Here is a 12371-nt window from a genome sequence, read left to right as displayed (position 1 = left end):
TGTCTCCTGATAGTTTTCGTCTCGCGGGCTTGTGGCGCCCGCTGTCTCGAATCCGCTGGGCGGATTGCTTGCTGCGCGTCAATCCACCTTCATGCCGGTCGCATCGACCACGCCCTGCCACTTCTGCACTTCGGTCTTCAGGAAAGCGCGCGCATCTTCCGGGCCCCCGGTCAAGGGCCGGGCGTAGATCCGGTCCATGAACTCCTGCACATCGGGTTGCGTGTTGATGTCAGCGACGGCGTCGGCCAGTTTCTTCAGGACCGGAGCCGGCACCTTGGCGGGCGCCGCCATGAAGTACACCGCTTCCACGTCGTAGCCTTTGAGGCCGGCCTCTTCGATGGTGGGCAGGTCCGGCATCGCCTTCATGCGTTCGCGCCCCGTCACAGCCAGTGCCCGCAGCTTCTTGGACTGCACCAGCGGGATCGCGGTGGAGACGCTGCCGAACATCATGTCCACCGTGCCCGACATCAGGTCCACCTCGGCCGGGGCCACCCCTTTGTAGGGCACGTGGGTCATGTCGACCCCGGCCATGACCTTGAACAATTCGCCGGCCAGATGAATGGACGAGCCCATGCCGGCCGAAGCGAAGGTCAACTTGTTGCCGCCGGCCTTGGCCTTGCGAATCAAATCGTCAACGCCCTGGATGCTGGAACCGGGCGGCACCACCAGGATGTTGGGGGTGGACGCCACCATGCCTATGGGCATCAGGTCGCGCTCCCAGTCGTAGGGGTTGCGCTTCATGGCAGCGTTAGCGGCCACGTAGTTGGCCGCCATCGCGATGATGTAACCGTCGGCCGGGGCCTGCGTCAGCGCCTGGATCGCGATGTTGCCGCCGGCGCCCGGGCGGTTTTCCACGATGAACGTCTGATTGAAGCGCTCCCCCAGCTTCTTGGCGTACAGACGGGCGAGCAAGTCGGTCGCGCCGCCCGGTGCAAAGCCGACGTAAACCCGCACCGGCTTGTCTGGATAAGCGTCGGCCGCACCCGCTGCTCCGACAGCAGTCAGGCTCAGTACCGCGGCCAACAATCCCTTCAACATTTCCATGAGTCGATCTCCTTCCGTTTTTAGAGATAGGGGAACGTCGGGCCAGCTTATTCCGACATACCGAACAGTATAACGACGTGCCGATAATAATTGTCAATATTTCCGGTGTTGTGTATATTTGTTCGGCACCTCGGAATAAATTCAAACCTGCTCGGCGCACATTCCGAGATATCGGATTTCGGGCACAGGGCGCCGGGCACTATCAGCTAAAGAAGGGGAATGGAGATGGACCTGCAACTCACCGGTAAAGTCGCTGTCATCACGGGCTCGGGCCGCGGCATTGGCTACGCCTCGGCGCTGGCCCTTGCGCAGGAAGGCGCCCGGATCGTCATTACCGATATCAACCCCGAATCGGTGGAACAGGCGGTCGGCAGCCTGAAACAGTCCGGCCACGATGCCATCGGCGCCGTGCTGGACGTCTGCGATCCCGATCAGGTCCAGACCATGGCCGAGCTGGCGGCGCACGCGTTCGGCGGCATCGACATCCTGGTCAACAACGCCGGCTTCACGCGCGACAAGTACCTGCTCAAGATGCCGGTGGAAGACTGGGACTCAGTCGTAGACACCATCCTGAAGGGCGCCTACTACTGCACCAAGGCCGCCCTGCCTTCGATGATGGAAAGGAAATGGGGCCGCGTCATCAACATCGCGTCGCGCGCGCACTGGGGCAATCCCGGCCAGACCAACTACTCGGCCGCCAAGGCAGGACTGATCGGGTTCACCCGCGCGCTGGCGCTGGAACAGGGCAAATTCAACATCACCGCCAACGCCATCGCCCCGGGGCTGATCGAAACGCCGCTGGTGCGCGGCCTGTCCACCTATGAAACGCTGCGCGCCAATGCGTTGGCGTGCCAGCCCGTCCCGCGCCTGGGCGCGGTCGAGGACATCGCCAACGCCGTGGCCTTCCTGGCTTCCGAGCGGTCGTCTTTCATCACGGGCGAGCTGTTGCACGTGACCGGCGGCCGCTACGCCTCCTGATCCCCCTTCCCCGCGCCTCCACTCCGGAACCCGATCAGCCATGCAAAGCGCTAGCCCTGCCAGCCCGTCCCCGCTTCCCGTCCGGCAGCCCCTGGACGTCGGCCATTGTTTCGAATCCGCCGGCCGCACCATTACCGAGAGCGACATCGTCAACTTCGCCTGCCTGTCCGGCGACTTCAATCGCCTGCACGTCGACCACGAATACGCCAGCGCCACGCCTTTCGGCCGACGCATCGCCCACGGGCTGCTGGTGCTGTCCGTGCTGTCCGGGCTGACCACCCAGTCCAGCGGCTACCGCCAACTGGAGCCCTATGTGCTGGCGCTAATCGACATCCATTGCCGCTTTCCCAAACCCACCTTCATCGGCGACACCATCGTGGTGCGGGTGACCGTGACGGAAAAGACCGGGCAATACCGCCCAGGCAAGGACAAGGTGGTGTTCCGGCGCGAAGCCATCAACCAGCGCGGCGAGGTAGTGGTTCAGGCCGACTTCGCGATGATTCTGCGGTCCATGGAGGTCGCGGCATGAAACCGTTTGCAGATCTGAGCCGCTTCATCAATCCGCGCAACGTGGCCGTGGTCGGCGCCTCCGCCCGCGAATCCAGCCAGGGGCGCCGCCTGTACGACAACCTGGTACTGCATTCGTCGGTGTCCGGCGAGGTGTACGCGGTCAACCCGGCCTACCAGGAAATCGGCGGACGGCCGTGCTGGCCCTCCCTCAGCGCCCTGCCCGAGGCCGAGATCGACGTGGCGCTGATCATGATCAACGCCACGCTGGTACTGGATGCCTTGCGGCAATGCGCGGCGCGCGGGATTCCCTTCGCCGTGGTCATGACGTCCGGCTTTTCGGAAGCGGGCGAGGCAGGCCAGCGGCTCGAACGCGAGATCGCCGAACTGTGCGAGGCCACCGGCCTGCACGTCTACGGACCGAACTGCCCCGGCTTCGTGAATGTGCGCGACCGGCTGGGCATGACTTTCTCGCCCGCTTTCAAGGACGATCTGAACACCGGCTCGATCGGCCTGGCGACCCAGGGCGGCGGACTGGGCCGCAACCTGCTGCAGGGCCTGTCTTTCGGCCAGGGCGTGGGCCTGTGGTTTTCCGCCGGCAATGAGGTGGACCTGGAAATTCCCGACTTTATCGCGCACATGGCGAACGATCCGAAGATCAGCGTAATCGCCCTGCTGATGGAAGGTGTCAAGCACGGCCGAAGGCTGACCGCCGCGCTGGAGCTGGCGCGCGCCCGCAATAAGCCGGTGGTGGTGCTGAAGGTCGGGCGCTCGGAAGCGGGGGTGCGCGCGGCGCAGTCGCACACCGCGTCGGTGGCCGGTACCGCCGCCGTCAACAGCGCCGTGTTCCGACAGTTCGGCGCCATTGAGGTGGACGACCTGGACCAATTGCTGGCGGCCTCGCGCCTGCTGACGCGGATCACGCCCAAGAGCGGCAACGGCTTGTGCATCTATACCTTCTCGGGCGGCACCGCCGCGCTGGCGGCCGACATCGCCGGCGCGGCCGGCCTGCCGATGGCCGTGTTCGCGCCCGAAACCAAGACCGCCCTGCGCAAGCTGCTGCCGGACTTCGCCAGCATGGACAATCCCGTCGACACCACCGCGGACATCCTGCGCAACCCGGAAGCCTCGGCCGCCTGTCTGCGCGCGATCTGCGCCGACCCCGGGGTGGGCACGGTCCTGTTCCCTATCCCCATGGATTACGGTTCCATCACCGACGGCATGGCCCAGGCCATTGCCACGGTGGCGGCCGAAACCGACACCTTGATCGTGCCGGTCTGGATGAGTCGGCGCCTGGGCGGCGGCTTCCAGTTGCTGGAGACGGCCGGCCTGTTGCCCTTCCTGTCGCTATCGGACGCGATCGCGGCCCTGTCCAAGGCTCTCCCGTGGAAGGCGTCCGCTCGAGAAAGCGCCGCCCCGCCCCAACAGGAGGCAGCCGCGGCCAGCAAGGCTTGCATGCTCAGCGAAGCCGCCGCCAAGTCCCTTCTGCGTGCAGCCGGCCTGCCGATACCTGAAGGGGTGGTGGTCGCCAGCGCCGCGCAGGCGGCCCAGGAAGCCGAGCGCCTGGGTTTTCCCGTGGTGATGAAGGTGGTCAGCGCCCAGATCGCGCACAAGACCGAAGCGGGCGGCGTCAAGCTGGGCATCGCCAGCGCCGGCGCGGCGCAGGATGCCTATGCCGCCATCCACGAGTCCGTCGCGCGCCATCGCCCCGATGCCGCCATCGACGGCATCCTGGTGGAGCGCATGCTGCCGCCAGGCGGCCGCGAGGTGCTGGTCGGCGTGCATCGCGACGCGGCCTTCGGCTTGGTGCTGACCTTTGGCCTGGGCGGCATCTTCGTCGAGACCATCCGCGACGTGGCCCACCGCATGGTACCGCTGTCGCGCGACGACGCGCGTGCGCTGCTCGGCGAGCTCCGCTACGCCGACGTGCTCAAGGGCGTGCGGGGCCAGGCGCCCGCCGACCTTACGGCCCTGGAGGACCTGATCCTTCGGGTATCGGACTTCGCCTGGAGCCACCGCGATGCCTTGCAGGAATTGGAGCTCAACCCGGTCTGGGTCGGCGCCGAAGGACAAGGCGCGACGCCGCTGGACGCGTTGATCGGCTTGCACCCCGGCGCCGACCCTGCCCTGGGGCAACGCCAACCATGAGCGTCGCCGCACTCTTTTTCAAAAACATACTCGCCTAGGACTCGCATGGACTTCTCACTGGACTCCACCCAGATCGAACTGCGCGACTCGCTGCGCCGGTACCTGGCCGCCGAGGTCGCGCCGATCGTCAACCGCTACGAAGCCGAAGCCCGCGTGGTGCCGCAAGACATGGTCCGCGCCATGCGCGACTTCGGCCTGCTGGGCGGCATGCTGCAGGAAAAGGATGGAGGCTATGGCTTGCCCATGACGACCTACGGCATGCTGATCGCCGAGCTGGCGCGCGTCTGGCCATCGCTGCGCAGCATCGTCAGCACCAGCAATCTCGCTGCCTCGGTGCTGAGCGACGGCGGCTCGCCCCATCTCAAGGAAAAATACCTGCCGCGGGTCCTGGCGGGCGACGCGATCGCCAGCTTCGCCCTCAGCGAACCCAACATCGGTTCGGATGCCGCCAACGTCGAAACCCGCGCCGTCCAAACCGCGACCGGCTGGCGGGTCAATGGCCGCAAGCTCTACATCAGCCTGGGCACGGTATGCGAGCTGGGCGTGGTGTTCGTGCAAACCCAGCGGCAAAGCGGCGAACGCGGCGTTTCCTGCCTGCTGTTCGAGCGCGCCATGGCGGGCTTCTCGTCCAGCCCCATCCACAAGATGGGCATGCTGAGCTGCCCGCTGGGCGAACTGCTGTTCGAAGACGTGGAGATCCCGGCGGACAACCTGATCGGCATTGAGGGCAAGGGCTTCGCGCTGGCCAAGAAATACCTCAACATCGGCCGCTGCGTGGTGGCGTTCTCCGCGTTGGGCATTGCCGAGGCCGCTTATGAAGCGGCGGTAAAATACGCCGGCGACCGGGTCCAGTTCGGCCGGCCCATAGGCGGCTTCCAGCTGGTGCAGCATATGATCGCCGACATGATGACGCTGGTCGAGACCTCGCGCCTGCTGTGCTGGCGCGCTGCCGACGCGCTGGACCGCGACGCCGCCGACAGCCAGATGCTATGTTCGATGGCCAAGCGCCACGCCACCGATGCCGTGTTACGCGTGGCGGAACTGTCCATGCAGGTGCATGGCGGCGCGGGCTACACCACGCTTTTCCCGGTCGAGCGTTATTACCGCGACGCCCGCCACCTGAGCATTGCCGAAGGCACCAACCAGATTCAAGCCTTGCTCATGGCGCAGAGCGTATTGGGCATATCCGCCTTGAAATGACCGGCTACGCCAACGCCCCGGCCGGCACCCCACTCAACACCGACATCCTATGCCGCAAATTCTCCCTACCGCGCAACGTGTGCTGCAAGTCTTCGAAGTCTATGCGCGGGAACGCCGTCCCCTGACGAATTCGGAAATGGCGCGTTTTCTCGATCTTGCCGACAGCAGTTGCTCGGACCTGCTCTACACGCTGCGCCAGGCCGGCTATCTGCTGCGCACGCCGAAATCGCGCTACTTCCACCCAACCGGCAGGCTGCTCGACGTGGCGCAAGGCATCTCGGCGGCCGACCCGCTTCAGGCCTTTGCATCCGAAGCCCTGGAGATCCTGACGCGCCAGTCCGGCGAGTCCTCGATGTGCGGCCTCCTCGACGGCAACAAAGTGAAGATCTACGCCAGCCAGGAGAGCCCGCGCGCGTTGCGCTACGTGGTGCAGCCCGGCACCACCTTCGACCTGCAAGTCGCGGCGCTGGGCAAGGCCTTGCTGGGCGAGATGGACGCGACGGAACGCAACGCGCTCATCGACACACTACCGTTCGAGCACGTCACGGCCAGCAGCATCACCAACCCGGATACGTTGCGTGCGCAGATCGAATCGCAGCTGGCCAAGCGCTACTTCAACAGCCGCGACGAGGGCAATGAAGGCGTGTCGGCCGTTGGCATCGCGGGGCGCGTGGGCGGCCAGCTGACGGCGCTGTCCATTGTCGGCCCCACCCACCGCATGGACGCCAACATGGAGAAATACGTCCAGATCATCCTGGACGCGCGGGCCGAGTTCTTCGAGTCTTAAAGCACGCAATCATGGAGTGACGATAGACATGGCTGGTCCTCTGAGCGGATTTACGGTGGTGGAAATGGCCGGCATAGGGCCCGGCCCGTTCTGCGCCATGATGTTGGCGGACATGGGCGCGGACGTGATCCGCATTGACCGGCTGACGCCCGGATTCCTGGGCGGCGGCGGCACCATTATCGACAGGGGCCGCCGCACGATCGCGCTGGACCTCAAGCAGCCTGGCGCGGCCGGCATCGTGTTGCGGCTGCTGGACAAGGCCCACGCCCTGCTCGAAGGGTTCCGCCCGGGCGTCATGGAACGGCTGGGCCTGGGACCCGACGAATGCCTGGCCCGCAATCCGCGGCTGGTATATGGACGCATGACCGGCTGGGGGCAGGACGGCCCGCTGGCGCAGTCGGCCGGGCATGATCTGAACTACATCGCCATCACCGGTGTCCTGCACGCCATGGGGCAGGCCGAGCTGCCGCCCGCGCCGCCGCTGCACCTGGTCGGCGACATGGGCGGCGGCGCCATGATGCTGGCCTTCGGCGTTCTGTGCGGCCTGCTCGAAGCCGGCCGCACCGGCCGGGGCCAGGTGGTGGACGCGGCCATCTGCGACGGCGCCTCCCTGCTGGCCAGCGCCTACCACGGCAAGCTGCAGGATGGCAGCTGGGTCAACCAGCGCCAGTCCAACATGCTGGATGGCGGCGCCCACTTCTACGGCTGCTACACCTGCGCCGACGGCAAGTACGTCTCCATCGGCGCCATCGAACCCCAGTTCTACCGCCTGCTGCTGGAACGCTGCGGCATCGACGACCCGGATTTCCAGCACCAATGGGATCGGGCCCAATGGCCGCAGCTGCGCGCCAAGCTGGCGGGCATCATCGCCGGCAAGACCCGCGAGCAATGGTGCTCCCTGCTCGAAGGCACGGACGCCTGCTTCGCGCCCGTGCTCGACTTCGAGGAAGCGCCGCGACATCACCATCACCAGGCGCGCGGCAGCTTCGTCGAAACCGGCGGCACGGTACACCCCGCCCCCGCGCCGCGCTTGTCGCGCACGCCGGGGCGGGCCGGCGCCGTGCCCAAGCCGGGCGAGCACACGGAAGAACTGCTGGCGGAACTGGGTCTGGCCCAAAACGAGATCCAGGCCTTGCGCGACCGCGGCGCCATCGCCTGACGGGCCCGCGGCAGCTTGCGGCCAGGCTCGCGAGCGCGGCCCGGCCATCACGGGACGCAGACATGGAGAACGATACGATGCAAGTCATCTCTAGCGAGTTCAAGACCCTGCTCTATGCCGTCGAAGGCGGCGTCGCCACCATCACCCTCAACCGCCCTGCTCAGAAAAACGCGCTGGACCTGACCATGCGCGAGGAGCTGGCCCACCTGGTGGACGCAATCCGGCGCGACCGCGGCATTCGCGTCGTGATCCTGGCGGGCGCCGGCGGCGCCTTCTGCTCCGGCGGCGACATCTCCACCATGGGGTCCGGGGGTTCCGCCGAGCAAGCGCGGGAGCGCATGGCCAGCCTGCTCCTGACGATAGAAGGCCTGATCACGCTGGACCGGCCGGTGATCGCGGCAGTGGACGGGCCGGCCTATGGCGCCGGGTTGGGCCTGGCCCTGACCGCCGACCTGATCCTGGCATCGCCGCGCGCGCGCTTTTGCCTGTCGTTCCTGCGGCTGGGGGCCATCCCCGACTGCGCCACGATGTACACGCTGCCGCGCATGGTGGGCCTGCAGCGGGCCAAGGAGCTGGCCTTTTCCACCCGCGAGTTCCAGGCGCAGGAAGCCAAGGAGATGGGCATCGTGTTCGAGATCCAGCCGCAGGAGCTGATCCACGAGCGCGCGCGGCAGATCGCGCTGTCCATGGTCGAACTGCCGATGGCGGCGCTGGCGATCACCAAGCGCGGCTTCAATGCCTCGCTCAACAGTGATCTGCACACCATGCTGGACATGGAGGCGGCAGGCCAGGGCGTGGCGCGTTCCTCCGAGTATCACCGCGAAGCCGCCGCCCGCTTTCTCGACAAGGTGGCGCAGCGCTTCCAATGGCCCGCGGCGAATGCCTGACAGGCCATTGCGCGTCTGATCGGTCACGCAGACCGCGAATCAACCCGGCCCGTCGCTCGCCGCGGCAGACGGGGTCCAACGATGTCGCTGATCGGCATCGGGATACCGTGGGCCGGGGCGCGTTGACGTAAACTCGGCAATCACATCGCCATTCGCCTGGCGGAGGGCCTCGTACCGCATCCCGAGGCCCCTCCCCCGGGCCGCCCCACTCGGCCCACCCCCATGTTCCAACTACGGCAGCTGAAAATCTTCGTCGCGGCAGTGGAAACGTTGAGCTTCACACAGGCCGCCAAGCGCGTACACCTGTCCCAGCCTAGCGTGACGGAACAGATACGGGCGCTTGAAGAAAGCGTCGGCCAGGCGCTGTTCATCCGCCGGAACAATCGGCTGCAACTTACCGCAGCCGGAGAAAAACTGGCTGTTCGCGCGCGCGAGTTGCTTGCCATGGCCGATGATGCCTACCGAGCGGTGCGCGACAACGTGGACGACCCCGGCGGCACGATCCGGGTCGCCGCCCCGCAAACCTTGTGCACCAGCGTACTGCTTCCGAAACTGCTGCACTTTGCAAACATGCATCCCGACGCGCAGGTCGCCGTCCAGGAAAGAAACTCCCTGGCGACGGCGCAGGCAGTGCTCGATGGAACGGCCGACCTCGGCCTGGTGCACGGCTGGCCGGCGCACGACGTCAAGCTGCGGGCGGAAGTCATTGCGCGGGACATGCCCGTGGTCGTTTTTCCCCCTGCCCATCCACTCAGTCACATGGCTGACATCCCCTCGGAGGCGCTTGCGGCGTTTCCACTGGTCGTCACGATGGAAGGGTGCCGGTATCGGGAATACCTGGAAGCCCTGTTGCAGGACGCCCCGGCGCGGCCCCGTATCCGAGGTACCGCTGACGGCGTACCGGCCCTGATGCAGATGGTGGCCGCGGGCCTCGGGGTATCGATCCTGCCACGGATGGCGATGGACCCGGCAGCCGCCGCGGCGCGCGTCCAGTGGCGGCCGTTGTCGGCCACGGGAGAAGGGCTTCCCATCTGTCTTCTCACCCTGGATCGCGCGCCCACGCGCCAGATGGCCGCGTTCATCGAGATGATCCGGCTGGCGGCAACAGGCTCAGACGAGCCGATGCCCGCCATCGACATGCAGCACGGTGCCGGTCGTGTAGCCGTTGCCAAGTAGGAAGACGATGGCATCGGCGATATCGTCGCCGGTGCCGACCCTGCCTACCGGAAGCCGCTCGGCCATCGATGCCAAGAGCGGTTCACTGTCGGCGCCGGCCACATCATTCCAGATCGGCGTGCGGACCCAGCCCGGCGATACCGCATTGATCCGCAATGGCGCAAGCTCGACGGCCATGGCGCGCACGACGCCTTCCAGTGCGGCATTGATCGCCGCCACGGCCACACCCTTCGGCCTGGGCCGGTAGGCGGCGATGCCGGAAGTCAGGGTAATGGATCCGTGCGGCGACATACGCGGAGCGCCATGTCGGGCCAGCAGGATGGGCGCGACGACCTTCGAGCGGATGGCCCGGTCCAGCGCATCCAGCGACAGTTGCGGCAGCAACTCGTAGGCGCCACGTATGTCGGCAGCGGTGCAGACCAGGTGGTCCACCGGACCAGATTCTTCGAACAGCCGCTGCACTTGCGTCTCGCTCGTCACATCCGCCTGATGCAGGCGAGGCGCGCCAAACTCCCGCAGCGCCGCGCGCGCCGCATCGAGCTTGGCGCGGGATCGGCTCACGATCGCCACCTCGCAATGCATGCGCAGCAGCCGCGCGCTGAGGGCCAGCCCCATGCCCGAACTGCCGCCGACGACCACGATGCGTTGTCCCGCAAGACTGTTATCCATGCTCATTTCCTTGAAGACCGTGTTTGGAATATTGGAATGCGCGATGGTGGCGCGACGCGCGGCCGGGTGCCAGAAGGAATGTCCGATCGAGCCATCGGCCCTTCCGATGCGGATCCGCATCTGCGGTATTCTCAAGCCGGTCCGTCCGACGTCATCCGCCATTTCGTCCGACAGCATCAACCGACCGACAAGGGAATCATCATGAACAACCTTTTGCGCGCGCTTATCGTTGCCGCCTCCGCTTGTGCGCTTGCCGCTTGCGCCACTCCGCAGGCCAACGTCCCCATCACCGGCAACACGCACGCGGGCGCAACGTTGAAAGCGGACGTTGCCCGGACCATTTCCATGCAAGCGCAAATACAATCGAATTGCCAAAAGATCGACGCGATCCAAACCGAGGTCGTGAAGATCAATCCGGTCGGCACCGGCAATTCGGCCGCGTCCCGGCAGTACGGAAGCGTCGATGAACGCTGGATCGTGCAGCTGTGCGACCAGCAGATTCCGTTCAAGGTGACCTTGACACCGGATGGCCAAGGCGGAACGTTCTTTTCCACGTCGCGAGACAAGTAGCAGTACCAAACACCGAACCCGTCGGTTCGGCTTTCATGCAGGAATTTATTCAATGAGCAGCATTTTTCCCGGCGATATGTGGGCCGTGGGCGAAACCCGCGTCAACGGTTTGTCGGTCATCATTCGTTTCCGTACCGGGCTGCCCTCGGCGCCTGATCGCCAGATCCATGAGAACCTGATCATCATCTCGTGGCCCTATGCCGGCATCGAGTCCGGCATGCCCAATGACGAAGACAAGCAGCACACCAATCGCTTTGAAGAAGCCATCGAGCAAGGCTTCGAGAACTCCGATGTGGGTGTGCAGGTGGCGTGCCTGACAGGCAATCACGTGAAGGAGTGGCGTTACTACACCAAAGACGTCGAAGCCTTCCTCGACGCGTTCAACGCCTGCCTGGCGGGACATCCGGTCTATCCCCTCAACCTGCGCATGTTCAAGGACCCGGATTGGAATGCCCTGTCGGAATTACAGCCTGAAGGCTCTGAACAGGTGCATTGAAGGTCGTTCGCCCCCCCATCGGATCGGCGCCAGAGACGGAAATGGCCCTCTGCGCGGCGGTCCAGCCCTCTCCCGCCGTCACCGCCGCGCGGCCGTCGGATCGCCCATCGATTCCCGTTGCGCCGTCAGCAGCGCATCGCTTTGGTCGATACGTATGGCGCCGATCCGCGGGAACTCGAAATCGATGATGATGTACAGCGCGGCGGTCATGACGATCGCGTAGATGATCTGGTGGAACCAGGTGTCCCGCTTGGCATCCGCCAGGTTCACGCCGATCAGGCAAGCGCAGATCAAGGCCAGGAATCCCAGGAACAGGTACGTCATGGCGGGCGGATGGACTTTCTGCGCAACGATCTGCGCCGTGGATACGTCGAACATGTCGTTGACGGCACCGATGTAGGACGCGGCAAAGGGCGGCACGGCGTTCTGGGCGGCGGCAATGGACGTCCGCCAGATCTGCTTCTGGATGTCCCCGACTTTCGCCGCGATCGCGTCGCGCCCGTCCAGATCCGCCACGTGCCGGTAATAGTTGATCCGCTCGTCCACATACTGCCTGAACTGTTCGCGCAAGGCGGGTTGATCGCCGGCGCTGAGCAGGTCGATGCGCAACCACGCGGTGCCGATGGCGTTCACCTCCGCCACCAGCAGATTCCGGCGGTCGGCCATCCGTTGCGCGGCGCCGGAGAATGTGAACGCGATCAACAGGCCCAGCAACGCGAAGACGGACGCTTCGATGGCGGCGGATCCCGC

The 12371-nt window shown here is 65.7% G+C and carries 13 protein-coding genes; 10 read left to right on the top strand and 3 right to left on the bottom strand.

Features of this window, described 5'->3' with window-relative positions:
* Nucleotides 1–78: 78 nt before the first annotated feature.
* The gene (locus tag ACO6D5_RS13780; RefSeq protein WP_485825693.1) at nt 79–1044 is read right to left on the bottom strand and encodes a Bug family tripartite tricarboxylate transporter substrate binding protein; all 966 of its coding nucleotides are present in this window, start codon (nt 1042–1044) and stop codon (nt 79–81) included.
* 225 nt (nt 1045–1269) lie between these two features.
* Between ACO6D5_RS13780 and fabG the strand changes: the two genes are divergently transcribed.
* The 8 genes from fabG (at nt 1270) to ACO6D5_RS13740 (ending at nt 9886) form a co-directional block, all read left to right on the top strand.
* Nucleotides 1270–2022 (top strand): 3-oxoacyl-ACP reductase FabG, encoded by a 753-nt coding sequence (gene fabG / locus ACO6D5_RS13775; protein WP_485825692.1) that lies wholly within the window; start codon nt 1270–1272, stop codon nt 2020–2022.
* Between the two features lie 40 nt (nt 2023–2062).
* Nucleotides 2063–2551: a MaoC/PaaZ C-terminal domain-containing protein gene (locus ACO6D5_RS13770; protein WP_485825691.1), complete on the top strand. Its 489-nt coding sequence runs from the start codon at nt 2063–2065 to the stop codon at nt 2549–2551.
* Complete coding sequence (locus tag ACO6D5_RS13765) at nt 2548–4677, top strand: acetate--CoA ligase family protein (protein ID WP_485825690.1); 2130 nt, start codon at nt 2548–2550, stop codon at nt 4675–4677. Before ACO6D5_RS13770 ends, ACO6D5_RS13765 begins: the two co-directional genes overlap by 4 nt.
* Before the next feature lie 45 nt (nt 4678–4722).
* A complete protein-coding gene (locus tag ACO6D5_RS13760) occupies nt 4723–5877 on the top strand; it encodes an acyl-CoA dehydrogenase family protein (RefSeq protein ID WP_485825689.1) in 1155 nt (384 codons plus the stop codon).
* Nucleotides 5878–5926: 49 nt separating this feature from the next.
* Nucleotides 5927–6664 (top strand): IclR family transcriptional regulator, encoded by a 738-nt coding sequence (locus ACO6D5_RS13755; RefSeq protein WP_315529335.1) that lies wholly within the window; start codon nt 5927–5929, stop codon nt 6662–6664.
* 28 nt (nt 6665–6692) lie between these two features.
* Nucleotides 6693–7823, top strand: coding sequence for a CaiB/BaiF CoA transferase family protein (locus ACO6D5_RS13750; RefSeq protein ID WP_485825688.1), 1131 nt, complete (start codon nt 6693–6695; stop codon nt 7821–7823).
* A gap of 62 nt (nt 7824–7885) precedes the next feature.
* The gene (locus ACO6D5_RS13745) at nt 7886–8710 is read left to right on the top strand and encodes an enoyl-CoA hydratase/isomerase family protein (protein WP_485825687.1); all 825 of its coding nucleotides are present in this window, start codon (nt 7886–7888) and stop codon (nt 8708–8710) included.
* A 222-nt stretch (nt 8711–8932) separates the two neighbouring features.
* Nucleotides 8933–9886 carry a LysR family transcriptional regulator gene (locus tag ACO6D5_RS13740; protein WP_485825686.1) on the top strand — a complete coding sequence of 318 codons (954 nt, stop codon included), beginning with the start codon at nt 8933–8935 and terminating at the stop codon, nt 9884–9886.
* Here the strand turns inward: ACO6D5_RS13740 and ACO6D5_RS13735 are convergent.
* Nucleotides 9821–10555 (bottom strand): SDR family oxidoreductase, encoded by a 735-nt coding sequence (locus tag ACO6D5_RS13735; protein ID WP_485825685.1) that lies wholly within the window; start codon nt 10553–10555, stop codon nt 9821–9823. The genes ACO6D5_RS13740 and ACO6D5_RS13735 overlap by 66 nt on opposite strands.
* A gap of 36 nt (nt 10556–10591) precedes the next feature.
* Here ACO6D5_RS13735 and ACO6D5_RS13730 point away from each other — a divergent pair, with 36 nt between their 5' ends.
* Both ACO6D5_RS13730 and ACO6D5_RS13725 read left to right on the top strand, forming a co-directional pair.
* Entirely contained in the window at nt 10592–11125 is a 534-nt protein-coding gene (locus tag ACO6D5_RS13730) for a hypothetical protein (RefSeq protein ID WP_485825684.1), read from the top strand.
* A gap of 52 nt (nt 11126–11177) precedes the next feature.
* Nucleotides 11178–11621, top strand: coding sequence for a DUF695 domain-containing protein (locus ACO6D5_RS13725; protein WP_485825683.1), 444 nt, complete (start codon nt 11178–11180; stop codon nt 11619–11621).
* Nucleotides 11622–11699: 78 nt separating this feature from the next.
* Here the strand turns inward: ACO6D5_RS13725 and ACO6D5_RS13720 are convergent.
* Nucleotides 11700–12371: bestrophin-like domain (locus tag ACO6D5_RS13720; protein WP_485825682.1), on the bottom strand; the 672-nt coding region annotated here is incomplete at its 5' end.

The organism is Achromobacter sp., assembly GCF_057314935.1.
The sequence above is the reverse complement of the archived record's forward strand: the minus strand, read 5'-3'. Positions and strand labels throughout refer to the sequence as shown.

Coding starts and splice junctions, on each gene's coding strand:
- ACO6D5_RS13780 (WP_485825693.1), bottom strand. CDS start 1,044: ATGGAAATGTTGAAGGGATTGTTGGCCGCGGTACTGAGCCTGACTGCT.
- fabG (WP_485825692.1), top strand. CDS start 1,270: ATGGACCTGCAACTCACCGGTAAAGTCGCTGTCATCACGGGCTCGGGC.
- ACO6D5_RS13770 (WP_485825691.1), top strand. CDS start 2,063: ATGCAAAGCGCTAGCCCTGCCAGCCCGTCCCCGCTTCCCGTCCGGCAG.
- ACO6D5_RS13765 (WP_485825690.1), top strand. CDS start 2,548: ATGAAACCGTTTGCAGATCTGAGCCGCTTCATCAATCCGCGCAACGTG.
- ACO6D5_RS13760 (WP_485825689.1), top strand. CDS start 4,723: ATGGACTTCTCACTGGACTCCACCCAGATCGAACTGCGCGACTCGCTG.
- ACO6D5_RS13755 (WP_315529335.1), top strand. CDS start 5,927: ATGCCGCAAATTCTCCCTACCGCGCAACGTGTGCTGCAAGTCTTCGAA.
- ACO6D5_RS13750 (WP_485825688.1), top strand. CDS start 6,693: ATGGCTGGTCCTCTGAGCGGATTTACGGTGGTGGAAATGGCCGGCATA.
- ACO6D5_RS13745 (WP_485825687.1), top strand. CDS start 7,886: ATGGAGAACGATACGATGCAAGTCATCTCTAGCGAGTTCAAGACCCTG.
- ACO6D5_RS13740 (WP_485825686.1), top strand. CDS start 8,933: ATGTTCCAACTACGGCAGCTGAAAATCTTCGTCGCGGCAGTGGAAACG.
- ACO6D5_RS13735 (WP_485825685.1), bottom strand. CDS start 10,555: ATGGATAACAGTCTTGCGGGACAACGCATCGTGGTCGTCGGCGGCAGT.
- ACO6D5_RS13730 (WP_485825684.1), top strand. CDS start 10,592: ATGCGCGATGGTGGCGCGACGCGCGGCCGGGTGCCAGAAGGAATGTCC.
- ACO6D5_RS13725 (WP_485825683.1), top strand. CDS start 11,178: ATGAGCAGCATTTTTCCCGGCGATATGTGGGCCGTGGGCGAAACCCGC.